24 protein-coding genes are annotated in these 22,373 nt (G+C 58.8%); 7 read left to right on the top strand and 17 right to left on the bottom strand.

The genetic code is table 11. The features are described from left to right. Positions 1-45 precede the first annotated feature (45 nt). Together rbfA and truB are read left to right on the top strand one after the other, a co-directional pair. Positions 46-519 carry a 30S ribosome-binding factor RbfA gene (gene rbfA / locus AC1Q5O_RS21155; RefSeq protein WP_492565687.1) on the top strand — a complete coding sequence of 158 codons (474 nt, stop codon included), beginning with the start codon at positions 46-48 and terminating at the stop codon, positions 517-519. Beyond that, positions 520-1,494, top strand: a complete 975-nt coding sequence (truB, locus tag AC1Q5O_RS21160) for a tRNA pseudouridine(55) synthase TruB (RefSeq protein WP_492565689.1) — start codon at positions 520-522, stop codon at positions 1,492-1,494. On the opposite strand, the gene AC1Q5O_RS21165 is transcribed toward truB, so the two are convergent. Together AC1Q5O_RS21165 and AC1Q5O_RS21170 are read right to left on the bottom strand one after the other, a co-directional pair. Beyond that, positions 1,491-1,838 (bottom strand): gamma-glutamylcyclotransferase family protein, encoded by a 348-nt coding sequence (locus AC1Q5O_RS21165; protein WP_492565691.1) that lies wholly within the window; start codon positions 1,836-1,838, stop codon positions 1,491-1,493. The genes truB and AC1Q5O_RS21165 overlap by 4 nt on opposite strands. Positions 1,839-1,876: 38 nt before the next feature. After that, on the bottom strand, positions 1,877-2,644 hold the full coding sequence (locus AC1Q5O_RS21170; RefSeq protein WP_492565693.1) for a class I SAM-dependent methyltransferase: 768 nt from the start codon (positions 2,642-2,644) through the stop codon (positions 1,877-1,879). Positions 2,645-2,951: 307 nt separating this feature from the next. On the opposite strand from AC1Q5O_RS21170, the gene rpsO reads away from it, so the two are divergent. From rpsO to AC1Q5O_RS21185, 3 genes are all read left to right on the top strand, one after another. Further along, positions 2,952-3,221: a 30S ribosomal protein S15 gene (gene rpsO / locus AC1Q5O_RS21175; protein ID WP_105736700.1), complete on the top strand. Its 270-nt coding sequence runs from the start codon at positions 2,952-2,954 to the stop codon at positions 3,219-3,221. A gap of 214 nt (positions 3,222-3,435) precedes the next feature. Further along, positions 3,436-5,580 (top strand): polyribonucleotide nucleotidyltransferase, encoded by a 2,145-nt coding sequence (pnp, locus tag AC1Q5O_RS21180; RefSeq protein ID WP_464662519.1) that lies wholly within the window; start codon positions 3,436-3,438, stop codon positions 5,578-5,580. A gap of 132 nt (positions 5,581-5,712) precedes the next feature. Beyond that, positions 5,713-6,732 carry a class I SAM-dependent methyltransferase gene (locus tag AC1Q5O_RS21185; RefSeq protein ID WP_492565696.1) on the top strand — a complete coding sequence of 340 codons (1,020 nt, stop codon included), beginning with the start codon at positions 5,713-5,715 and terminating at the stop codon, positions 6,730-6,732. Here AC1Q5O_RS21185 and AC1Q5O_RS21190 read toward each other — a convergent pair whose 3' ends face one another. The 4 genes from AC1Q5O_RS21190 to fabA all read right to left on the bottom strand — a co-directional run bounded on the left by AC1Q5O_RS21190 (position 6,733) and on the right by fabA (position 9,805). Beyond that, complete coding sequence (locus AC1Q5O_RS21190) at positions 6,733-7,086, bottom strand: hypothetical protein (RefSeq protein ID WP_223612048.1); 354 nt, start codon at positions 7,084-7,086, stop codon at positions 6,733-6,735. Between the two features lie 109 nt (positions 7,087-7,195). Continuing rightward, complete coding sequence (gene fabI, locus AC1Q5O_RS21195; protein WP_492565699.1) at positions 7,196-8,011, bottom strand: enoyl-ACP reductase FabI; 816 nt, start codon at positions 8,009-8,011, stop codon at positions 7,196-7,198. An 11-nt stretch (positions 8,012-8,022) separates the two neighbouring features. Next, positions 8,023-9,252: a beta-ketoacyl-ACP synthase I gene (gene fabB, locus AC1Q5O_RS21200; protein ID WP_105736691.1), complete on the bottom strand. Its 1,230-nt coding sequence runs from the start codon at positions 9,250-9,252 to the stop codon at positions 8,023-8,025. Between the two features lie 37 nt (positions 9,253-9,289). Further along, positions 9,290-9,805 carry a 3-hydroxyacyl-[acyl-carrier-protein] dehydratase FabA gene (gene fabA / locus AC1Q5O_RS21205; RefSeq protein ID WP_105736690.1) on the bottom strand — a complete coding sequence of 172 codons (516 nt, stop codon included), beginning with the start codon at positions 9,803-9,805 and terminating at the stop codon, positions 9,290-9,292. Positions 9,806-10,028: 223 nt separating this feature from the next. Between fabA and irrA the strand changes: the two genes are divergently transcribed. Further along, complete coding sequence (gene irrA, locus AC1Q5O_RS21210; RefSeq protein WP_105736688.1) at positions 10,029-10,460, top strand: iron response transcriptional regulator IrrA; 432 nt, start codon at positions 10,029-10,031, stop codon at positions 10,458-10,460. 75 nt (positions 10,461-10,535) lie between these two features. Here irrA and AC1Q5O_RS21215 read toward each other — a convergent pair whose 3' ends face one another. Then, entirely contained in the window at positions 10,536-11,093 is a 558-nt protein-coding gene (locus tag AC1Q5O_RS21215; RefSeq protein ID WP_374042648.1) for an SH3 domain-containing protein, read from the bottom strand. A 185-nt stretch (positions 11,094-11,278) separates the two neighbouring features. On the opposite strand from AC1Q5O_RS21215, the gene AC1Q5O_RS21220 reads away from it, so the two are divergent. Then, complete coding sequence (locus tag AC1Q5O_RS21220; RefSeq protein WP_223612408.1) at positions 11,279-12,280, top strand: 2-hydroxyacid dehydrogenase; 1,002 nt, start codon at positions 11,279-11,281, stop codon at positions 12,278-12,280. Between the two features lie 26 nt (positions 12,281-12,306). Here AC1Q5O_RS21220 and AC1Q5O_RS21225 read toward each other — a convergent pair whose 3' ends face one another. The 10 genes from AC1Q5O_RS21225 to AC1Q5O_RS21270 form a co-directional block, all read right to left on the bottom strand. Then, positions 12,307-12,720, bottom strand: coding sequence for an aconitase X swivel domain-containing protein (locus AC1Q5O_RS21225; protein ID WP_492565701.1), 414 nt, complete (start codon positions 12,718-12,720; stop codon positions 12,307-12,309). Beyond that, complete coding sequence (locus tag AC1Q5O_RS21230) at positions 12,717-13,973, bottom strand: aconitase X (protein WP_492565703.1); 1,257 nt, start codon at positions 13,971-13,973, stop codon at positions 12,717-12,719. The genes AC1Q5O_RS21225 and AC1Q5O_RS21230 overlap by 4 nt, the downstream gene beginning before the upstream one ends. 21 nt (positions 13,974-13,994) lie before the next feature. Beyond that, positions 13,995-14,777, bottom strand: coding sequence for a molybdopterin-synthase adenylyltransferase MoeB (locus AC1Q5O_RS21235; RefSeq protein WP_472461879.1), 783 nt, complete (start codon positions 14,775-14,777; stop codon positions 13,995-13,997). Positions 14,778-14,826: 49 nt separating this feature from the next. After that, entirely contained in the window at positions 14,827-15,141 is a 315-nt protein-coding gene (gene sugE, locus AC1Q5O_RS21240) for a quaternary ammonium compound efflux SMR transporter SugE (protein ID WP_105736796.1), read from the bottom strand. Between the two features lie 281 nt (positions 15,142-15,422). Continuing rightward, on the bottom strand, positions 15,423-16,127 hold the full coding sequence (locus AC1Q5O_RS21245; protein ID WP_492565706.1) for a glutathione S-transferase N-terminal domain-containing protein: 705 nt from the start codon (positions 16,125-16,127) through the stop codon (positions 15,423-15,425). Between the two features lie 140 nt (positions 16,128-16,267). Further along, positions 16,268-17,431, bottom strand: coding sequence for a DNA replication/repair protein RecF (recF, locus tag AC1Q5O_RS21250; protein ID WP_492565708.1), 1,164 nt, complete (start codon positions 17,429-17,431; stop codon positions 16,268-16,270). A gap of 20 nt (positions 17,432-17,451) precedes the next feature. Beyond that, positions 17,452-18,570: a DNA polymerase III subunit beta gene (gene dnaN / locus AC1Q5O_RS21255; protein WP_223612033.1), complete on the bottom strand. Its 1,119-nt coding sequence runs from the start codon at positions 18,568-18,570 to the stop codon at positions 17,452-17,454. A gap of 186 nt (positions 18,571-18,756) precedes the next feature. Further along, entirely contained in the window at positions 18,757-20,307 is a 1,551-nt protein-coding gene (gene dnaA, locus AC1Q5O_RS21260) for a chromosomal replication initiator protein DnaA (RefSeq protein ID WP_374042655.1), read from the bottom strand. A gap of 865 nt (positions 20,308-21,172) precedes the next feature. Further along, entirely contained in the window at positions 21,173-21,439 is a 267-nt protein-coding gene (gene rpsT, locus AC1Q5O_RS21265; protein ID WP_105736677.1) for a 30S ribosomal protein S20, read from the bottom strand. 156 nt (positions 21,440-21,595) lie between these two features. Then, entirely contained in the window at positions 21,596-22,369 is a 774-nt protein-coding gene (locus tag AC1Q5O_RS21270; protein WP_492565711.1) for an enoyl-CoA hydratase, read from the bottom strand. Positions 22,370-22,373 lie beyond the last annotated feature (4 nt).

A 22,373-nucleotide genomic window follows, 5' to 3' on the forward strand; every position in this document is an offset into this window, starting at 1 on the left:
CGGACCAAAAACCGGCGATCTCCTGTATCTTGGGATACGATAAATATGTCTCGTTTTGCCTCATCGTCCGGCCCCTCGCAACGCCAGCTGCGCGTCAGTGAGCAGGTGCGTCACGCCGTTTCTCAGGTGCTTCAGCGCGGTGACGTGCGTGATGACACGCTGGAAAATGCCGTTGTCGCCATTTCTGAAGTGCGCATGTCGCCGGATCTCAAGATCGCCACCTGCTTTGTCTCGCCCATTGGCGCGAAAGACAGCGATGCGGTGATTGCCGCCCTGAACCAGCACGCAAAATTCATCCGCGGCCGGGCAGCGGCCTATCTGAAGCAGATGAAATACATGCCGGAATTCCGGTTCCGCATCGACTCGAGCTTTGACAACTACGCCAAGATCGATGCGCTGCTGCGCAAGCCCGAGGTGACCCGCGATCTCGATGATCATCACGACCACGATGATGATCATGACGATCCCAATCCCGGCGATGTGCCGGGACATGGCCTTGACGGCAACGGAAACAATTGAATGTCGAGACAGCGCAAGAAAAAAGGCCGGCCCGTATCCGGCTGGCTGATCTTTGACAAGCCGAAGGGCATGGGCTCGACCGAAGCCGTCTCCAAGATCAAGTGGCTGTTCAAGGCTGAAAAAGCCGGACATGCCGGCACGCTCGACCCCCTCGCATCCGGCATGCTGCCGATCGCGCTGGGCGAAGCCACGAAGACCGTGCCCTATGTCATGGACGGAACCAAGATTTACCGCTTCACGGTCACGTGGGGTGCTGAACGCACCACCGACGACATGGAAGGCGAGATCACCGTCACATCGGAGCATCGTCCGGACGAGGCATCGATCAAGGCCATTCTTGCCAGATATACCGGTGTGATTCAGCAGATTCCGCCAAAATTCTCCGCCATCAAGATTGCCGGCGAGCGCGCCTATGATTTGGCACGCGGCGGTGAAGACGTGGAAATCCCTTCACGCGAAGTCGAAATCGACCGGCTCGAACTGATTGAACAGCCCGACGCGTCCACCGCGATTTTCGAAGTCGAATGCGGCAAGGGCACCTATGTCCGCTCACTCGCCCGGGACATGGGGCGGGATCTCGGTTGTTATGGTCATATCTCCGATCTGCGCCGCATTGAAGTTGCTCCCTTTGACGAACAGGATTTCGTCACGCTCGAGGAACTGGAAGCGGCCCATCCGCCGGCGCCTGCCGAGGGTGAGGAAGGCGAGGACCGTTCCTACGAAGCCATCGAGGCGCGTTTCTCGGTGATGGATGCATTCCTGATCGATACCGTTGCGGCGCTGGAGAGCCTGCCGCAGGTCGCCCTCTCCGACGATCAGGCGCACCGTATCCGCATGGGCAACCCGGTCATCCTGCGTGGCCGCGACGCGCCGGTTGAGGCTGACGAAGCCTGCGTAACGAGCAAGGGTAAGCTTCTTGCCATCGGCTTCATCGAACAGGGTCAGTTCAAGCCCAAGCGCGTTTTCACCGCTTAAGCTTTCACGTAAACCCACGCATCGGTTCCTGATTTCAACCGCACTTCGATGCGCTTGTAATCGGACACTTCGTAGGCGTCCGCCGCGGCGAGTTCGCTCGCCGTGATCTTGAAAACTGTCCCCGCGACCTCGTCGCCGGAATCGCCGCTTGGCACGACGATGGGATGGAAATTGCTGCCGCTGGCACGGATGACATCGGGATCGGTGATTTCGATCATCGATTTCCTGAAGCCTGGCATCGCATCCGGCGCGCCTTGCAGAAGGCGGCCGAAGGAAGACAGCTGGACACCCTCCTGCTGCAGGGTTCCATAGGAAAACAGATGGATCGCCGGTGTGTCATTCATGCTGTGCTCCTCTGGCGCTTCGTCCTTATTGGCGAATATCATTCCTTGATGCAACTGTAGGCTGCGGTGTCGTAGGGTAGGGTGACTTCCGCTTTTCCGGCGAGCGTCGGTTCGTTTGCGATAAGGGTGCGAACGTCGGCGGCAACCCGTTCCTGTTTCTCCGGCGGCAGGGCGGCGATGAAGCTGGTCGACAGCACCCGGTTGACGATGACGTCTTCTGGCGCACCGGTATGGTTGTTGGAAAAGTGATGTTCCCTCAACGCGCTGAAGCCATTGAACGGAAAAGGATTTTTCCACTCACCGGTATGGTGCCGCGGCGTGTCGCCTTCGTACGGCGCAAAGATATCGGCAAGTTTTGCCACCCAGGGAATGCGCGCGTCCCGCGTGTTCCATACCAGCCCCAGGCTGCCGCCGGGTTTGAGCACCCTGTGAATTTCCGTGAGTGCGGCTTCGGTGGCAAACCAGTGGAATGCCTGCGCACAGACGACCGCGTCCACGGATGCATCGGCAAGAGGGATCGATTCGGCAGTGCCTGACTTGGCCGAAATCTCGGGATGTTCATCGGTGAGTTTTTGCAGCATTTCGGCAACGGGTTCAACGGCGATGACCGCAGCGCCCGTCGTCATGAGCCGGCGCGTAAACTTGCCGGTTCCGGCGCCGAGATCGACAACGGTCTTACCGGGTTCCAGATCCAGTTCATCGCGCAGCCACGCATCGAGCGCCGGCGGATAGTCCGGACGGCCCAGGACATAGCTATCGGCCTTAGCGGCAAAACCCGTGGCGGCGGCGTGATGAATGGTGTTCATGATTTTACTCCGGATCATTGGCCCGCCAACCAGTATGGAAAGGCGGATGGGCGGAATCGGGGCGGGCAGGGACACGCCATGCTCATGCCGCAGTTCCCGTCTAGTATAAGATGGCAAAATGTATATGACCGTTTTGCCCCCGGTTCGACAGCTGAAAAGCGGTCGAATCATTTGCGGCTGGTAATTTGTCACATTTTCGACTATACGGCCCGCAGCGACAGGCTTTGCCTGCCGCTTTAACCGGCCCCCGCTGGACGACATCCCGGCCGTGGGCATCCCGTTTTCCCTTCAAAAGAAAGGACATACGATGTCGATTACCGCTGAACGCAAGCAGGCACTGATCTCTGAATACGCAACGAAGCCAGGCGACACCGGTTCCCCGGAAGTCCAGGTTGCAGTTCTGACAGAGCGCATTGTCAACCTGACCGAGCACTTCAAGGACCACAAGAAGGATAACCATTCCCGCCGTGGTCTTCTCAAGCTCGTCTCGACGCGCCGCAGTCTCCTTGACTACCTCAAGGGTGTAGACGAAGGCCGCTACCAGACGCTGATCGAAAAGCTCGGCCTGCGCCGCTAACGGATTGGACCGGCGGGTGCGTTCAGTCGCTCCGCCGGTCTCTGTTTATCCCCGACAGGGATGAACGCTACCATGAGGCAGGTCATGGGGCAGGATTGCAGGCAACTCGGCCATACGAGTTGCACGTTGTCTTGCCCGTGATTGGTCTGAAACGAAACGGGCGAAACATGCTGCATCAAAGGGATGCGCGTATTTCCCCACTGAAGGACAAGATATGTTTAATCAACACAAAGTTGAAATCGAATGGGGCGGTCGTCCGCTCATTCTGGAAACGGGCAAGATTGCCCGCCAGGCTGACGGCGCAGTTCTCGCCACCTACGGCGAAACCGTCGTTCTCGCCACCGTTGTTTCCGCCAAGGAACCAAAGCCAGGTCAGGATTTCTTTCCGCTGACCGTAAACTATCAGGAAAAGACCTACGCGGCCGGCAAGATTCCAGGCGGCTACTTCAAGCGTGAAGGCCGTCCGAGCGAAAACGAAACACTGGTTTCGCGCCTGATCGACCGTCCGATCCGCCCGCTCTTTGCCGATGGCTACAAGAACGACACACAGGTTGTTCTGACGGTTATCCAGCACGATCTCGAAAACAATCCTGACATCATTTCGCTCATCGGTGCTTCCGCAGCGCTGACGCTGTCCGGTGTTCCGTTCATGGGTCCGATCGGCGGCGCACGCGTCGGCTACATCGGCGGCGAATACAAGCTGAACCCGACCATCGACGAAATGGTTGAATCGAGCCTCGATCTCGTTGTTGCCGGTACAGGCGAAGCCGTTCTGATGGTTGAATCGGAAGCCAAGGAATTGGCTGAAGACGTCATGCTCGGCGCCGTGATGTTCGGTCACAAGAGCTTCCAGCCGGTTATCGACGCGATCATCAAGCTTGCTGAAGTTGCTGCAAAAGAGCCACGCGATTTCCAGGCAGAAGATCTTTCTGCTGTTGAAGCTGCGGTTCTCAAGGTTTGCGAAGCCGATCTGCGCGCTGCCTACAAGATCACCGACAAGCAGCAGCGTTATGCCGCTGTTGATGCGGCCAAGGCAAAGGTCAAGGCACACTTCTTCCCTGAAGGTGTTGAAGAGCCGGAATTCTCCGCCGAACAGATCGCAACCGTGTTCAAGTCGGTTCAGGCGAAGATCGTTCGCTGGAACATCCTTGATACAGGCGGCCGTATCGATGGCCGCGACCTGTCGACCGTTCGTCCGATCGTATCGGAAGTCGGCCTTCTGCCGCGCACCCACGGTTCGGCCCTGTTCACCCGCGGTGAAACACAGGCCATCGTTGTTGCAACGCTGGGCACCGGCGAAGACGAACAGTATGTCGACTCGCTGACCGGCATGTACAAAGAAACCTTCATGCTTCACTACAATTTCCCGCCCTATTCGGTCGGTGAAACAGGTCGCATGGGTTCGCCCGGCCGTCGTGAAATCGGTCATGGCAAGCTCGCCTGGCGCGCTATCCATCCGGTTCTGCCTGCCAAGGAACAGTTCCCCTACACGCTGCGCACGGTTTCGGAAATCACCGAATCCAACGGCTCGTCCTCAATGGCGACTGTCTGCGGCACATCGCTTGCCCTGATGGATGCCGGCGTTCCGCTGCTCCGTCCGGTTGCTGGTATCGCCATGGGCCTGATTCTCGAAGGCGAGAAGTTCGCTGTTCTGTCCGACATCCTCGGCGACGAAGATCACCTCGGCGACATGGATTTCAAGGTTGCCGGTACTGAAAGCGGTATCACTGCCCTGCAGATGGACATCAAGATCGACGGTATCACCGAAGAGATCATGAAGGTTGCTCTGGGTCAGGCCAAGGACGGCCGTCTGCACATCCTCGGCGAAATGGCCAAGGCCATCACCGAAGGCCGTTCGGAACTCGGCGAATTTGCACCGCGCATCGAAGTCATGAACATCCCGACCGACAAGATCCGTGACGTTATCGGTTCTGGCGGCAAGGTCATTCGTGAAATCGTCGAAAAGACTGGTGCGAAGATCAACATCGAAGACGATGGCACGGTCAAGATCGCGTCCTCCTCTGCCAAGGAAATCGAAGCCGCCCGCAAGTGGATTCATTCGATTGTTGCTGAGCCTGAAGTCGGCGAAATCTACGAAGGTACGGTCGTCAAGACCGCAGACTTCGGCGCATTCGTCAATTTCTTCGGTCCGCGCGATGGTCTGGTCCATATTTCCCAGCTCGCTTCCGAGCGCGTTGCCAAGACCTCCGATGTGGTCAAGGAAGGCCAGAAGGTCTGGGTCAAGCTCATGGGCTTTGACGAACGTGGCAAGGTTCGCCTGTCGATGAAGGTTGTAGACCAGGAAACCGGCAAGGAAATCGTTCAGGAAAAGAAGCAGGCTGAAGAAGACGCTGAATAAGCCTCTTGCTTTGACGTGATGAAAGCGCGCCCCCGTGGCGCGCTTTTTTCTTGGCGGGGTTCGATTGGCATGGAAAGTTGCCATTCCAGTCAATTCCGCTTCAGACAGACCTATTGATGGATGGACATTGCCATGGCCAACGGCGCACTCAAGACGCTCTTTCTGCCCTTTGAAGACGGGATATTGCCGGTTCCCGGCGCGGGCAGCGCCTGGCTGTTTCTTGGCGCCGAGGTGGAGCGCGATATCGATCCTGCGTGGAAAGATGTGCTGACAGCGCTCCAGCCATTCAGGCCGGATTACAACGCCTTGCAAAAAGCGGGCTTCCAGGCGGTTTCCCGTCTTGAGGGCAGGGAAAGCTTCAAGGGTGCGCTGATCCTTCTTGGCAAGCATCGTGGGCGCAATGAGGCATGGCTGGTGCAGGCTTTGCGCCACGTCGAAGCAGGCGGCCTGATCGTGGTGGGCGGCGACAAGAAACTTGGTATCGACAGTTTCCGCAAGACAGTCGAGAAATTTGCGCCGGTCACCGACCGCTTGTCCAAGCACCATGCGGTGGCTTTCTGGTTTACCCGGCCCGAGGCTCTCGATGAGGTGCAGGTGGAGGCGCTTGTGGCTGAACCGACGCTGGTCGACGCGCGTTTTACCACCGCACCCGGCATGTTTTCCCACACGGCCATCGACAAGGGATCCGCGCTGCTGGTGAAGCATTTTGCCGGACGCATCAGCGGCCATGTCGCCGATTTCGGCGCCGGTTGGGGCTACCTTGCCAGCGAAGTCCTGAAGCATCCGGAAAAGCTGAAATCGCTGGCAGTCTATGAGGCGGATTTTGAAGCACTCGAAGCGGCAAAGCTGAACCTTGCCGGAACAACCGAGCTGCCTTTGTCATTCCACTGGCACGACGTCAATGGCGAAGCCATCGCCGAGATTTACGACACCATCGTCATGAACCCGCCATTCCATGCGGGACGCAGTGCCGACCCGACCATGGGACAGGGTTTCATTGCGGCTGCCGCCAAGCGGCTGAAGCCGGGCGGCAGACTGCTGCTCGTCGCCAACCGCCAGATGCCCTACGAGGCGGGCCTGAAGGCACTGTTCCGCTCTGTCCTGCCGATCGAGGACACTGCCGGCTACAAGATCATCGAAGCGAAAAAATAGTCAGTTCAATCGCCGCCGCCGGATACCGCACAGCCTCGTTTCTTCGATGGCCGCCTCGCTCATCCACGCCATGGATTTGAGGCTGACGACGATCCGTTGCAGAATGGCGGGACGTGGTCCCCTGCGCCAGGTGTCGCTGGAATAGAGCGCTTCCTGCGAAGCGTTGAGGTGGTCGAGATTGTCATAGGCGCGCACGAGGAAATAGGCATCGGGGTGATGTTCCGATTGGCCGAAATCGACCACGTCCATATCGATGGACTGGTGTATGGGCAGGCTTTCCTCGCACACCAGTTTGTGGAATTCGGCTCCTGTTCCCGGGCGCAGGCTGTAGATAAGCGTTTCAACGAGGCGCATGGCGGAGTCTCCTGACATTCCTGACGAAAAAGGGAGACCCACTTTCAACAAAAATCCCGCAAAACCAAGTCTGGCTTCGCGGGACTGCTGTCAATTCTGGCAGGAGGGTTTATTCCTTGTCGTCGTCGGATTTCTTCAGTTCTTCGAGCGTTGGCATCGATACGATGTTGTAGCCTGAATCCACATAGTGGATTTCGCCGGTCACGCCGCTCGACATATCCGAGAGAAGATAGAGTGCCGAGCGGCCGACATCGTCGATATCGACGGTGCGGCGCAGCGGCGCGTTGCGCTTCTGGTAGGAGAACATGGCGCGTGCATCGCCGATGCCGGCGCCAGCCAGCGTGCGGACCGGACCAGCGGAGATCGCGTTGACGCGGATGCTTTCCGGGCCGTAATCGGCGGCGAGATACCGCACCATGGCTTCGAGGGCAGCCTTGGCCACGCCCATGACGTTGTAGTTCGGCATGACGCGGGTCGAGCCGCCATAGGTCAGCGTCAGGATGGAGCCGCCATTCGTCATCAGTTTCGAAGCACGCTGCGCCACTTCCGTGAAGGAATAGGCTGATATCACCATGGTGCGGCTGAAATTGTCGCGCGTGGTGACATCGGCATAGCGGCCCTTGAGCTGCGACTTGTCGGAAAAGCCGATGGCATGCACGACGAAATCAAGCGTGCCCCACTCCTTTTCCAGGGTCTCGAACACGGCGTCGACGGTTGCGATATCCTCGACATCACAGGGAAGCAGCAGCTTGGAGCCGAGTTGTTCCGCCAGCGGCGCAACGCGCTTGCCGAAGGCATCGCCCTGATAGGTGAAGGCGAGTTCAGCGCCGTTGTCGGCCAGTTCCTTGGCAATGCCCCAGGCAATGGAATGGCTATTCGCGACCCCCATAATGAGACCGCGTTTGCCTTTCATCAGTTCACCCATATTCTTCCCTCTCAACCCTGGAAACGCTGGAACACCAGCGTTGCATTGGTGCCACCAAATCCGAAGGAATTGGTCAGCACCGTATCCAGTTTGGCATTGTCGATCCGCTTGCGCACAATAGGCATGTCCTCGAATGCCGGATCGAGTTCTTCAATATTGGCGCTCTCGGCGATGAAATTGTGGTTCATCATCAAAAGCGAATAGATTGATTCGTGCACGCCGGTGGCACCCTGCGAGTGCCCGGTCAGTGATTTTGTCGCCGAGATCGGCGGGCAACCGGCCTCAGCCGTGCCGAACACCTCGCGAATGGCTTCGATCTCCTTGAGATCGCCAACCGGTGTCGATGTGGCGTGCGGATTGATGTAGTCCACCTTGCCCTTCACATTCTCGATGGCCATCCGCATGCAACGGGCGGCGCCTTCACCGCTTGGCGCAACCATGTCGGCACCGTCGGATGTCACGCCGTAACCGACGATTTCGCCGTAAATCTTGGCGCCGCGCGCCTTGGCGTGTTCCAGCTCTTCCAGAACCAGCACACCTGCGCCGCCGGAGATGACGAAACCGTCGCGGTTCTTGTCATAGGCGCGCGATGCAACCGAAGGCCGGTCGTTGAACTTGGAGGACATGGCGCCCATGCCGTCGAAAAGCACGGAAAGCGTCCAGTCAAGATCTTCGCAGCCGCCGGCAAACATCATGTCCTGCTTGCCATACTGGATCATCTCGAAGGCATTGCCGACGCAGTGATTGGACGTCGCGCAGGCCGATGAAATGGAATAGTTGACACCCTTGATCTTGAACCAGGTGGCAAGCGTTGCCGATGCGGTCGAAGACATGGCTTTCGGCACGGCAAACGGGCCGACCTTCTTGGATGAACCCGATTCGCGGGTTTTGTCGGCAGCTTCGACGATGGTGCGGGTGGATGAACCGCCGGAACCCATGATGATGCCAGTGCGCTCGTTGGAAATCTGGCTCTCGTCGAGACCGGCATCGGCGATGGCCTGGTCCATGGCCACGTGATTCCATGCGGTTCCCCCGCCATGGAAGCGCATGGCGCGCCGGTCGACCAGCGTTGCCGGATCAAGCGTGGGAGCGCCGTGCACCTGACTGCGGAAACCGTATTTTGCATAGTCTTCCGCGAAGACAATACCCGATTTCGCTGCACGCAGGGATTCCAGCACCTCCTGCACGTTATTTCCGATAGAGGACACGATACCCATCCCCGTCACAACCACTCGCCGCATTGCGATCTCCTTGAAGGTGCTGCGCTGACCGATAGGGTCAGGCAGCGCTTTCCTTGAATAGGCCAACCCGCAGGTCGGTTGCCTTATAGATAGTTTCGCCGTCGGCTTTTAGCCAGCCGTCCGCAATGCCCAGCACCAGACGACCGCGCATGACGCGCTTGAAGTCGATGCCATACTCGACAATCTTGGTCTTCGGGGTGACCATGCCGGTGAACTTGACCTCGCCGGTCGACAGCGCGCGGCCCTTGCCGGGCTCGCCGAGCCAGCCCAGATAGAAGCCGGTCAGCTGCCACATGGCGTCGAGACCAAGGCAGCCCGGCATGACGGGATCGCCAATGAAGTGACACGGAAAGAACCACAGGTCCGGCTTGATGTCGAATTCAGCACGGATATAGCCCTTGCCGTTTTCGCCGCCGGTCTCGGAAATCTCGGTAATGCGATCAAACATCAGCATGGGTGGCGCTGGCAACTGGGCATTGCCCTGACCGAACATCTCTCCGCGGGCGCAAGCAAGGAGCTCTTCATACCCGTAGCTTGATTTCTGTTCTGGCATTCTGTCTCCCATCAATTGCTTCAATGCTGGCGCTTTTGCGCGGGCGGACCCTATCACAGAGTGTTTCTCGCTGAAAACGGTCTGTTGGCTTATCCCTAACGGAATGGCTGAATTGCGGCCTATTGATCGATTTCGCAAGACGGCATATATCAATGATGTAACACGATAGACAACAGTCTATGGTGAGACTTTTGATATCATTTAACGGAGTGGCAGACGGGCCATGCATATTTCTTATGAGATTGATGCCGACGTACCCTTGCAAGAGCGCCTGCGCTTTGCGGGTTTGCGTCCCACCCGTCAGCGTGTAGCGCTTGCCAGTCTGATCTTTGCCAAGGGCGATCGTCATCTTTCGGCGGAAGAACTGCATGAAGAGGCGCTCGGCGCCAATGTGCCTGTTTCCCTTGCGACGGTCTACAATACCCTGCACCAGTTTACCCAGGCAGGCATGCTGCGCATCCTCGCCGTCGAAGGCGCAAAAACCTATTTCGATACCAACGTTTCCGATCACCATCACTTTTTCGTCGAAGGCGAGAACCAGGTGATCGATATTCCGGACGGCTCGGCCATGGTCGGCCATCTTCCGCCGGTGCCGGAAGGCATGGAAATCGTCAACGTGGACATCATCATCCGCCTGCGCAAAAAACGCGGCTGATCCAATCGCATATCAATGATGACGGATTGTGCAGTCTGACGGGCATGTGAGGCTAGCCCGCCCGGATTCTATGGATCAATCAAACTTCTCTCCGGGATAGGCACCCCAGATATCCGATTGGCGCATCCAGCCGCTGGCGCCGCTGAATATCAGCCGGCACCAATCCCCATTGCACATCTTGAGGGTTGCCAGAACGCCGGGCTGCACCTGCGCCACGATGCCCGCCTTGTCATCGGCACTGCGATAGACATTAAGCATGACATTGTCCTTGTCACGCTGCCACGGGGCTGTCATCGCGGTGCGCTTGCCGGAGAGGAGGGATTGATAGACCCAGCCTTCGGTTCCCTCGGAATCGCGAATGCGCCGCCAATTGTCATATTCCTGGACGATTTCCACCGGCAGGCCCGATTTCAGAAACAGCCACGTCACGGCGTAATCGCGCCCCGGTCCGACGCGCAAATTGACGCGGCCGGGTTTCAGGCTGACAAAACGCGGCAATGGCAGGCCGCTGGGGCCAACCTGTTGGGCAGCATAAGCCGTGGCAATGCCGGGAATCGCCGCGGGAACGGCGAGGGAAAGGGCCGACGCAATACCGGCGGTCAGTGTGAAAGAACGAATAAATGAGATGCCCAACAAAATCAGTCCTTCATCGTTCTGAGCTCTTTTCCGGCAATTATGCGGTTGAACAAGGAACGATCCCTATTTTTCTTTGTCTTTGACGCGCCGCCTTGATAGACAAGTATCGGAGCTCAAGAGCAATTGCAGTTTGCAATGACTTGGTTAAAGAGGTCTCAATATCATCGGAAAAAGGGAGGGGAATATTGGTTAACAAAAAGCCTCTGGTCGTCATCACCCGAAAACTGCCCGATTCCGTTGAGACGCGCATGCGTGAACTCTTCGAAGCGCGGTTGAATGTCGATGACCGGCGGTTGTCAAAGGCGGAACTGATCGAGGCCGTCCAGCAAGCCAATGTTCTCGTGCCCACGGTTACCGATCGTATCGATGAAGAGATCATCAATGCGGCCGGTCCGAATCTCAAGCTTATCGCCAATTTCGGCAATGGCGTTGACAATATCGACGTTCCTGCCGCCGCCAAGCGCGGCATCACTGTCACCAATACCCCCAATGTCCTGAGTGAAGACACCGCCGACATGACCATGGCCCTGATGCTGGCTGTGCCGCGGCGATTGGTGGAAGGCGCATCCATTCTGCTCGATGACGGCAAATGGGAGGGCTGGGGCCCGACCTGGATGCTTGGGCGGCGTATCTGGGGCAAGCGCCTCGGCATTGTCGGCATGGGCCGTATCGGCACTGCCGTTGCCCGCCGCGCCAAGGCTTTTGGCCTGTCGATCCATTATCACAACCGCAAGCCGGTCAGTCCGAGGACTGAAGTCGAGCTGGAAGCAACCTATTGGGACAGTCTCGATCAGATGCTGGCCCGCATGGACATCATCTCGGTTAACTGTCCGTCCACTCCAGCGACGTTCCATTTGCTCTCGGCGCGGCGGCTGGCGCTGATGCAGCCTTCCGCTTTCATCGTCAACACCGCGCGCGGCCAGATCATCGATGAGCAGGCGCTGATCGCCCAGCTGGAAACAGGGAAACTCTCTGGTGCGGCGCTTGATGTCTTCGAACACGAGCCGGCAGTCAATTCAAAGCTCCGCAAGCTGGCCAAGGCGGGCAAGGTCGTCATCCTGCCGCATATGGGTTCGGCAACGCTGGAAGGCCGTATCGACATGGGCGAGAAGGTGATCATCAATATCCGCACCTTCATTGACGGGCATCGCCCGCCCGACCGGGTTTTGCCCAACCTCGTTTAAGCCGGTGTCGCTGGCAACAACGCGAATTATTGAACGCTGACCATCCCGGCAACATCAATCGCGAGCGTTTGATCGATCAGCTGGGTAAACTCCTTGCGGTCGAGTTTGACAGCCATGGGCGTTGCGTGGCCCATCTCCTGCGCGACAATCAGGCCCAGGAGGAGAATGGCGTCGGGTTCATGCAGGATGATGGCAGCGGGTGCGAGGCCAGCAGAAACGAGTTCCAGAAGCACGGCTGCCGCTGATGACGACCCGATGGTTCCCGGCAGGCACAGAACCTTGCCGGTGATGGCGATGCCGTGCTGCGGATGGCGTACGTCGGCAATCCGTCCGGTCTTGGGATTGACGCCGCCCCAGAAACTGATGGGGGCTGTCAAAACCAGCGCCTCTGCCAGAGCTGGCTGGCCTTGCACGAGAATTTCTGTTTGAAACCGGCTCATTCGGCTGCTCCAAACACCGGACGCCCGGTAACGGCACTTTCCACACATTCGGCCATGGAACCGTAAATAACGCCATAACCCGTATTCCCCGGCGCATAATGGGCAAACTTTCCCGAATTGGTCATCAGAACGGCATTGTCGATATCGGGCAGGATGGGCGTGACGACGACGCAGGTATCGGCGACGATAATGACGCCGCTCTGTTCCAGTATCAGGCGCTTGCCGCTGCTTTCGAGCGCGGCGAGGGCATGGCGGCCGGTGCAGGCATAGAGCGGTACAGCCAGCTGACGTCCGGCGATCAGCCGCTCCAGGCGATCAAATTCGGTGCCGGAAAGGTGCGGGCTGCCGATAGCCACGGCATGGATGGATTCGGCACCGGCCGCTGTGGACAGCCTGCGCCGGGAATCCCCGATCATGTCGGAGGTGACCTTGATCACCGTTTCCGGCGCCTGGTGCTGCAGGGCGGTCGCAAGGTCCGGCGCTTCGGGCGTAACGCCGGCCACGTGGAAAAGCCCGACGGCACCGGCAGAGGCCGCCGCTGCGCCAAAGGCTTTCAGTGCATCTTCTCCGGGATGATGCTCGATACCGGCGACAACACCCACGGCATCGCCCATTTCCCGCCCGTAAAGACTGCCAAGGATCGGCCACGCGGCCTCGGATGCCAGGAACTCCGCGTCCAGCCCCGATACGTCGAAGACGATTCTGGCCCGGCGGTTTTCCGGGAGATGAAATCCGTAGTACGGGGCGTAGCCTGCAATCGCGCAGGCGATATCGAGAAAGTCGCCATAGCGGTTGGTCCGCGCGCCGAAGACGGAATTGCAGAAGACCACTGCATTGGATTCGCCCCAGGCGACGTCGCTGCCGTAGGCGGGGCGGTGCCCGGCCTGATAGGGCGCGCATGTCCATGTCGGTTCGCAGCCGAGCGTCCGGTAGGCATCCATCATCCGCCGGGCCATGCCGCGCTCATGCGGCTCCAGCCGGTTCTTCGAACAGCCGGTCAGGTCAAGTGAGCCGACATTGAGCGTGGCTCTCACGGCAACCCTTGCCCCGCCTTCCACGAGCTTCTCCGCAAACAGCGTGCCGGAATCCCCGTGATAGAGTGCGCCGTCGATATGGGCTGAGGCAATGGGAATGAGCGATGGGGCACCCATCAAGCGGGCTGTCGCCGCGACAATGCGCAGAGCCATCGCCGCACCCTCGCCGCGTGCACCATTGGCGATTGCCCTTTGCTCCGCGGTCAGCTCAAGCGGCATGGCGAAGGGCCTTCTGTCCGCTCACGCCGCAGCTCCGGCGGTGTTTGCCTTGTATCTGATCGTCTCGAAGCGCGAGCTCAATGCATCGTAAAGCAGCAGCCTGCCGATCAGCGGCTCGCCGATACCGGTGATCAGCTTGATGACTTCGGTGGCCTGCAGGCTGCCGATAACACCGGGGAGCACGCCGAGAACACCGGCTTCCGCGCAGGCAGGCACGAGACCTGGCGGCGGCGGGGACGGGAAGAGATCGCGATAGGACGGGTTCTGTTCGCCCTTGCCGTTCTGTTCATAGGGTTTGAGCGTCGTCAGGGAGCCGTCGAACCGTCCGAGCGCTGCGGAAACCAGCGGGCGTTTTCCCGCTGCACAGGCATCGGCAAGCAGATAGCGTGTGTCGAAATTGTCCGAGCCGTCGACGACGATGTGATAACGGCTGATGAGGTCGGCGGCATTATCGGGTGCAATGCGCGTTTCATGGGCTTCGACAGTGACGTGCGGATTGATCGCGGCAATGGCGCGGACGGCGCTTTCGACCTTGGGCGAGCCGACGAGGTCGGTGTCGTGTATGACCTGCCGCTGCAGATTGGACAGCGAAACCCGGTCATCATCGACAATGCCAAGCGTACCGACGCCTGCGGCCGCCAGATACTGCAGCACCGGCGCGCCCAGTCCGCCAGCGCCCACGACAAGCACGCGGGCGCGCTTGAGCTTCTGCTGGCCGGGACCGCCGATCTCCGCCAGGATGATGTGACGGGCATAGCGTTCAAGTTCGGTGGAGGTGAAGGCAGGGTTTTCAGGGTCGCTCATGGCGCTACATTAGAACAAGATGGACCCCGAATGCAGCATCCGATTTGTCTCAGGCAAGAAATTTCAACCCGGCAATGCCGGAGACGATCAGGCCGATACAGACGAGACGGATGACCGTTGCCGGTTCTCCGAAAAGATACATGCCGAGCAGCGCGGTACCGACTGTGCCGATACCGGTCCAGACCGCATAGGCGCTGCCCACGGGCAGCTCACGCAGGGCAAGGCCCAGCACGAGAACGCTGATCACCATGCTGGCGCCGGTCAGTACCGACGGCGTCAACCGGGTAAACCCGTCGGTGTACTTGAGCCCGATGGCCCAGCCGATTTCAAAGAGTCCTGCGACGACGAGATAAATCCAGGCCATGACGACCATCCTTTTCCATGTGCGGGCCGTCCCGGCTTGTGTTCAGACGCAGCCTTTTGCGGCCGCGTGGAGGTCGTCCTCCAGAGCTCTATCTAGGCTGGCGGAATTGCCGGGGCAAGTTTCCGGCCGCTGAGTAATTTTGGTGTTTAACATCAAGCGGAATGAACGAAGATCATCCCCAACGATACCCCGGATACCACAATCCGGCCTGGGCGCAGGCAAACGCCGCCAAAGCGGCGGCGTTCAGAGGTTCACAACAGGCAATCGCAGCAGCCGGGCGCCTATGGGCGCTTGGGTATATCGAGACCGCGCTGCACCGCCGGGCGTGCAAGCCCGCGCTCGAGCCAAGCCGGGACATTCTTCAGGCTGGCATAATCCACCAGTTCGCCCGCACCATAGAAGCCAACCAGGTTGCGAACCCAGCCAAGCGTGGCGATATCGGCGATGGTGTAGTCGTCATCCATGATCCACTGACGGCCTTCAAGGTGCGTTTCGAGCATGCCGAGCAGGCGTTTCGATTCAGTCACATAACGCTCGAGCGGACGTTTGTCCTCATACTCCCGGCCGGCAAACTTATGGAAAAAGCCGACCTGACCGAACATCGGGCCAATGGCAGCCATCTGGAAGAACACCCACTGGAGGGTCTCGTAGCGCCGGGCCGGATCAGCAGGCAGGAATTTGCCCGTTTTCTCGGCGAGATAGAGCAGGATTGCGCCGGATTCAAACAGCGGCAGGGGCTTGCCGCCCGGACCATCCGGATCGATGATCGCGGGAATCTTGCCGTTGGGGTTCAGTGACAGGTATTCCGGCGTCCAGCTTTCATTCTTGCCGATATCAACGAGATGGGTCTCGTATGGCAGCCCAAGCTCTTCCAGCATGATGGATACCTTCACGCCATTGGGCGTCGGCAGCGAATAGAGCTGAAGGCGGTCGGGATGCTGTGCCGGCCAGCGCTTGGTAACAGGGAAGGCAGAAAGATCAGACATGGGAATTCCTTTGTTGGATCAAGGCACTGGGCGATAACAGCCCTGTGTCCATGGAGGCCTTGTTTCATGGGATTGTTGCAGAAAGAATTCGATTCTCCGGCATGCTAACACGGCCGCAGGCGGGCTTGCCATCACCCGCTCTATCCGGCGTGCACTTCCCCGTGCGACACGTCAAAAAACTGCGCGCGGCCGGTAAGGCTCGAAAACAGCGAGCGGTCTGTACCCGTCATGAAGGCCTGTCCGCCAAGGTCTTCGATGATGTCAAAAAGGGCGGCGCGGCGGCCTTCGTCAAGATGGGCGGCGATCTCGTCCAGAAGCAGGATGGGTGCCATGCCCGCCAGTTCTCCCGTGAGGCGCGCGTGCGACAGGATAAGGCCGATGAGCAGTGCCTTCTGCTCGCCGGTGGAACAGAGTTCGGCAGGCATGGCCTTGGGCCGGTGGCGTACCAGCAGGTCGGACCGGTGCGGGCCATCCAACGTGCGTCCCGCCGCCCGGTCACGGCTGCGTCCGTCGTGCAGCGCCCGGCGAAAGGCCTCCTCAACGTCTGTTGCCGATTCGATACCGATGCGTGCTTCCAACGCGCCGTCGAGAATGCAGTCGGCCTTGGGGAAGGGACTGTCGTCCGGTAGCCGCTCGATCATACCGTTGATCAGGCGCATGAGCTCGGCCCGGGCAGCGGCAATCGCGATGCCGAGCTCCGCCATGGGAGTTTCAATGGCATCGAGCCAGGCGCCGTTGCTGCGCTCTTCCGTCAGCAGGCGGTTGCGGCTGCGCATGGCCTTCTCATAGTCGAGAACACGGCGGCCATGTGCCGGATCGATGGCCAGCACCATCCGGTCGAGAAAACGCCGCCGGTCCCCGGCCGCGCCGGTAAAGAGGCCGTCCATCGAGGGCACCAGCCAGAGGATGCGGGAATATTCCAGGAGGTCGTCGGCACTGGATGCGGTGACGCCATTGATGCGCACCCGCCGCGCCGTATCGCCCGGTGCGTTGCCGGCAAGTCCGGTACCGACATCCACGGAGCCTTCCTCGGTCTCGATGGCCGCATGGATGGCAAAGCCGTCGGGCGCGTCATTGCGGGTGACATCGGTATAGGTGGCGCGGCGCAAACCGCGGCCGGGAGAAAGAAACGAGACGGCTTCCAGCAGATTGGTCTTGCCCGACCCGTTCTCGCCGGTCAGCACCACATGCGACGGGCCGAGCCGCAGTGACAGGTTTTCGTAATTGCGGAAATGCGCAAGCTTCAACCGGCTGATCGAAACGCGGGCCGGTTTGCCCGCGTCCGTTCTGGGATCATCGGTCACAGCGGGATTGTCCGTTTGCGTCAAACCCGCATCGGCATGAGCACGTAGAGCGCATTCGCATCGCCTGTATCCCGCACCAGTGTCGGCGAGCCGGCGTCGGCCAGCATGAAGATCGCTTCCGTGCCGGAAAGCTGGGCAGTGATGTCGAGGAGATATTTGGCATTGAAGCCGATCTCGATCGGATCGGAGTCATAATCAGCCGCAAGCTCGTCCGTGGCGCTGCCCGAATCCGGATTGTTGACCGTCAAGGTCAGCTGGCCATCGGCAATCGTCAGCTTGACGGCACGGCCGCGCTCGCTCGAAATCGTCGAGACGCGGTCAACGGCAGACGCGAAGCTCTGGCGGTCGATGGTCAGTTTCTTGTCGTTGCCGGATGGAATGACACGCTGATAGTCCGGGAAGGTGCCGTCAATCAGCTTGGAGGTCAGAACCACCGAGCCGATGGTGAAGCGGATCTTTGTGTCCGACAGTTCGATGGTCACGGCAATGTCGGGATCATCGACAAGCTTCTGCAGCTCGGCAACGGTCTTGCGCGGGATGATGATGCCGGGCATGCCTTCGGCGCCGGAAGGCGCTTCCAGCTCGGCGCGGGCCAGACGATGTCCGTCTGTGGCCACGGCGCGCAGCTTCAGCGAACCCTCGCTCTCGATGGCATGGAAATAGATGCCATTGAGGTAATAGCGGGTTTCTTCCGTGGAGATGGCGAACTGCGTCCGCTCGATCAGGCTCTTCAGTGCCGTGGATGTGATGCGGAATGTGTGCGTGAAGGATCCTGCGGTCAGTTCGGGGAAATCCGATTGCGGCAGGCACTGCAGGCGGAAATTCGACCGGCCCGAAGTCACGGTCATGGAATTGCCGTCGGCATTGGTTGCCAGCATTACTTCAGCCCCGTCGGGCAGCTTGCGGACGATGTCATAGAGCAGGTGGGCCGGCACGGTGGTGGCACCGGATTGTTCGATTTGCGCGGCAGTGGCTTCGGTGACTTCAAGATCAAGGTCCGTGGCCTTGAGGGCAAGGCTTGCACCCTCAGCATGCAGAAGAACGTTCGAAAGAATCGGAATGGTGTTGCGTCGTTCGACCACGCGATGAACATGGTTGAGCGACTTCAGAAGATTGGAACGTTCAAGAGTTACACGCATGATAAACCGGTCTCACTGTCTTATTCGACCCAAAGCCCTTAAGGGCCTGCGGCGCTTTTTCTGGCGAGAGGGCGAAGTTCCCCCAAGGTCAAGCAAATTGGCAGAAAGTCACCCTAAAAAGCAAGCCTGCGGCTGGCTGCAACGCACCATACCGCAGGCTTTCTGTTGATAAGTGGCGAAGTAGCCTTATTGGGCCTGATCGTTGATCAGACGCTTCAGGAGCTCGAGTTCCTGCGACAGTTTCTGGTCCTTGCCGACAATATCTTCGATCTTGCGCACCGCATGCAGAACGGTTGTGTGGTCACGGCCGCCGAAACGCCGGCCGATTTCCGGCAGCGAACGAGGTGTGAGCATCTTGGCAAGATACATGGCGATCTGGCGCGGCTTGACGATGGTGCGCGTGCGCCGGTTGGACAGAAGGTCCTGCTTGGAGACGTTGTAATGGCGGGCGACGATGCGCTGGATTTCTTCGATGCGGATGCGCTTGGCTTCACCGCCGCGCATTAGATGGCTGAGCAGTTCATCGACCCGGTCGACCGACAGGTTCGGCTCGAAGGTCTGGCGGAACAGCAGCTGGTTGAAAGCGCCTTCCAGCTCACGGCCGCTTCCGGTGACGGACTGGGCGACGTGATCGAGAATCTCCGGCGAAATATCCAGGGACTGGTCTTCCTGCTGGGCAGCAACCAGGCGGCGCTTGAGAATCTCCAGGCGCATCGCATAGTCCGGCGAAATCATTTCAAGGGCAACACCGCCCTGCAGACGCGAACGCACGCGCGCATCGAGCGATTCCAGCTCTGACGGCGGGCGGTCGGCGGCAACCACCACCTGCTTGGCACTGTCGAGCAGCGTATTGATCAGATGGCAGAATTCATGCTGGATCGATTTGCCCTGCAGGAACTGCATGTCATCGATGATCAGGAGATCGATATCGCGCAGCTGTTCCTTGAACGACAGCGCGTTATTGTCGCGAATAGCCGTTGCGAAACGCCACATGAAATATTCGGCGGTCAGGTAGACCACGCGGGCCCGCTCCGAGCGCTTCAGGGCGTCGGCGGCGATGGCTTGCAGCAGATGCGTCTTGCCGAGGCCGACGGAGGCGTGAATGAACAGCGGATTGAACCGGACGGCACTGGCGCCGGCATCCGCAATGGTGCGCGCAGCAGCCAGGGCAACCCGGTTTGGCGTGCCATCAACAAATGTCTCGAAAGTGTAGCGCGGATCCAGCGGCGAGCCGAACACGGAATTCTGTCCCGGGCGATCCGTTGCACGGTCGGCAAAATGTGCCGGTGCCTTCTTGTCCTGCGATGTGCTGCCAACGGGAAAAACCGGCTTGTCGCGGGCAATCGCACGCTGGTCGGCCCGCAAGGCAGGCTCTGCCTCAAGCGAGGGGCGGCTGGCGCGGCTGGCGCTGCGGAAAACGATCTCCACCTTCAGGACCTGCTCATCCTCTTCATGCCACAGCGTGTTGATCATGTCGGAGTAGTGGTTGTTGATCCAGGAACGAAGAAATGCGGTCGGCACGGAAAGGCGAACAATGCTCTTGGATGTCTCATCCAGCTTCAGGCGGCCGAACCAGCTGGAGTAAACTTCATTTCCGAGTTTGGCTTTGAGCTTGGTCTTGACCCTCTCGAAAATCGTCTCGCCCTGGCTGCCGGCCGATACCATACTTTTCCCTTCGTCCATATGGAGCGGGACCATGGCTGCATTCGTGCCGTTTTCCATTATTCCGCTGGTCATTGTCATTGCCTCATCCTGATATTTTTCTGTTCGGGCTTGATAGTGCCCGTGTTCGCATGTGGACCGGTCCATGACCGGTTGCAGTCCTCAAGAGCCGGTCACCCCTATGACCGGCTTTCAATCTCCTGGAGCTAATTGTTGGATAAGGTCAGGGACGCGTAGTACAGGTCTGAACAATCTCGCACCGAAATTCTAAAAACCGCCACGTCCACATTCCTTTCAACTTTGGCGCAAAAAGACTCACGCCCGGCTGATGCCAGCGCCGCCAACTTGCTTCTTTTCTGAAACGATCCAGGGTCGTACAACCCGGATACCCGACAAAAACGTACTCGTTACGCAAACGAAAAATCTGCGTCCGAACCCATTAATTTGATAAGCCTGTTAAATGGGTTTTTGCCCACCCCTTCGATGTCTGGACCTTACAAAAACCTTTGCAGGGAGGGCAAGGGCAGGCGCGCCGCTTTTTTAGTGAATTAAAGGTTAACGCTTTTGCGTTTTTTTTAACTACCTCCGGTTGGACAGGGAAAAAGCCTTCGGATTCAAAGCCTTTTTTGGAATGCCGATTTTGCTGCACTGCGGACTCACGCGATCAAAAAAAAATATTAAATTATCGCTTGACACAGGCTGGGGTGACAGATTCTTCCGGCTGGGGTCTGGCGATAATGACTACCTGCCGTAAGTAATTGAAATTAAAAGAGAAATGATGGTTGTCGCTTTTTGTATGAAACTATTTATGACCCGCATATGTCAGGGTTTTGATATGCCACAATCTTTTTCATCGGAAACGAATTTATGCCCAAAAAAATGGCAAATAAAAAACCCGGCTAAGGACCAGCCGGGTTTAAAACAGATCATTTGTGTCTGATTAGGCAGACATGCCCTTAAGGCGCTGTGCGAGACGGGAAACCTTCCGGGATGCCGTATTCTTGTGCACGACACCCTTCGTGGCAGCGCGCATCATTTCCGGTTCAACAGCCTTGAAGGCTACGGAAGCGGCTGCCTGATCACCGCTTGCCACCGCATCTTCGAACTTGCGAAGGAAGGTGCGCACGCGCGAGCGGCGGGATTTGTTTACTTCGGTGCGGGCTTCGATCTTACGCGCCGCTTTCTTGGCCGAAGGAGTGTTGGCCATGATGCCTCTCTTTTCTGTCAGCTACTCGGCAGCATCAACGCGGCCGTCACAAAATAATAGGGTGGCCGAGGGGCCACCAAACGTTGTCGGGCTTATAGATCACGTTTCCGGTTGCGTCAACTTGGAATCGTCGCCTTGCCGGTGGATATTTCGGCCTCAGCGATTCTTGAAATTCGGCGCGCGTTTTTCCGCGAAGGCAGCCATCCCCTCCTTCTGGTCTTCCAGCGCGAACATGGAATGGAATACACGCCGTTCAAACCTCAATCCTTCCGAAAGGGTCGTTTCATAGGCCCTGTTGACCGTTTCCTTGGTCATCATGGCGACAGGCAGCGAGAAGGAGGCGATCTTCCGGGCAGCCTTCAACGCTTCCTCCACCAGATCGGCGGCCGGGACAACACGCGAGACAAGGCCGCAACGCTCCGCTTCCGCCGCATCCATCATTCGCCCGGTCAGGCACAGATCCATCGCCTTGGACTTGCCGACAAAGCGCGTCAGCCGCTGTGAGCCGCCCATGCCGGGCATGACGCCGAGGGTGATCTCCGGCTGGCCGAATTTGGCGGTATCGGCCGCGATGATGAAATCGCACATCATGGCGAGCTCGCAGCCGCCGCCCAGCGCATAACCGGCCACAGCGGCGATCAGCGGCTTGCGCAGGCGCGTGACCCGCTCCCACTCGCTGAAATAATCACCGAGATAGGCATCGGCGAAATCCAGTGTCTGCATTTCCTTGATGTCCGCACCGGCAGCAAAGGCCTTTTCCGAGCCCGTGATGACGATGGCGCCGATACCATTGTCCCGGTCGAAAGCTTCAAGCGCTGCGCTGAGTTCGCCGAGCAGGGCGGAGTTGAGTGCATTGAGCGCCTGTGGACGATTGAGCTGGATGAAACCAACTTTCTCACGCGTCTCCACAATGATGTTTTCGTAGGCCATCCGG

Source organism: Phyllobacterium sp. MT110 (assembly GCF_058792715.1).

Coding starts and splice junctions, on each gene's coding strand:
- rbfA (WP_492565687.1), top strand. CDS start 46: ATGTCTCGTTTTGCCTCATCGTCCGGCCCCTCGCAACGCCAGCTGCGC.
- truB (WP_492565689.1), top strand. CDS start 520: ATGTCGAGACAGCGCAAGAAAAAAGGCCGGCCCGTATCCGGCTGGCTG.
- AC1Q5O_RS21165 (WP_492565691.1), bottom strand. CDS start 1,838: ATGAATGACACACCGGCGATCCATCTGTTTTCCTATGGAACCCTGCAG.
- AC1Q5O_RS21170 (WP_492565693.1), bottom strand. CDS start 2,644: ATGAACACCATTCATCACGCCGCCGCCACGGGTTTTGCCGCTAAGGCC.
- rpsO (WP_105736700.1), top strand. CDS start 2,952: ATGTCGATTACCGCTGAACGCAAGCAGGCACTGATCTCTGAATACGCA.
- pnp (WP_464662519.1), top strand. CDS start 3,436: ATGTTTAATCAACACAAAGTTGAAATCGAATGGGGCGGTCGTCCGCTC.
- AC1Q5O_RS21185 (WP_492565696.1), top strand. CDS start 5,713: ATGGCCAACGGCGCACTCAAGACGCTCTTTCTGCCCTTTGAAGACGGG.
- AC1Q5O_RS21190 (WP_223612048.1), bottom strand. CDS start 7,086: ATGCGCCTCGTTGAAACGCTTATCTACAGCCTGCGCCCGGGAACAGGA.
- fabI (WP_492565699.1), bottom strand. CDS start 8,011: ATGGGTGAACTGATGAAAGGCAAACGCGGTCTCATTATGGGGGTCGCG.
- fabB (WP_105736691.1), bottom strand. CDS start 9,252: ATGCGGCGAGTGGTTGTGACGGGGATGGGTATCGTGTCCTCTATCGGA.
- fabA (WP_105736690.1), bottom strand. CDS start 9,805: ATGCCAGAACAGAAATCAAGCTACGGGTATGAAGAGCTCCTTGCTTGC.
- irrA (WP_105736688.1), top strand. CDS start 10,029: ATGCATATTTCTTATGAGATTGATGCCGACGTACCCTTGCAAGAGCGC.
- AC1Q5O_RS21225 (WP_492565701.1), bottom strand. CDS start 12,720: ATGAGCCGGTTTCAAACAGAAATTCTCGTGCAAGGCCAGCCAGCTCTG.
- AC1Q5O_RS21230 (WP_492565703.1), bottom strand. CDS start 13,973: ATGCCGCTTGAGCTGACCGCGGAGCAAAGGGCAATCGCCAATGGTGCA.
- AC1Q5O_RS21235 (WP_472461879.1), bottom strand. CDS start 14,777: ATGAGCGACCCTGAAAACCCTGCCTTCACCTCCACCGAACTTGAACGC.
- sugE (WP_105736796.1), bottom strand. CDS start 15,141: ATGGCCTGGATTTATCTCGTCGTCGCAGGACTCTTTGAAATCGGCTGG.
- AC1Q5O_RS21245 (WP_492565706.1), bottom strand. CDS start 16,127: ATGTCTGATCTTTCTGCCTTCCCTGTTACCAAGCGCTGGCCGGCACAG.
- dnaN (WP_223612033.1), bottom strand. CDS start 18,570: ATGCGTGTAACTCTTGAACGTTCCAATCTTCTGAAGTCGCTCAACCAT.
- dnaA (WP_374042655.1), bottom strand. CDS start 20,307: ATGACCAGCGGAATAATGGAAAACGGCACGAATGCAGCCATGGTCCCG.
- rpsT (WP_105736677.1), bottom strand. CDS start 21,439: ATGGCCAACACTCCTTCGGCCAAGAAAGCGGCGCGTAAGATCGAAGCC.
- AC1Q5O_RS21270 (WP_492565711.1), bottom strand. CDS start 22,369: ATGGCCTACGAAAACATCATTGTGGAGACGCGTGAGAAAGTTGGTTTC.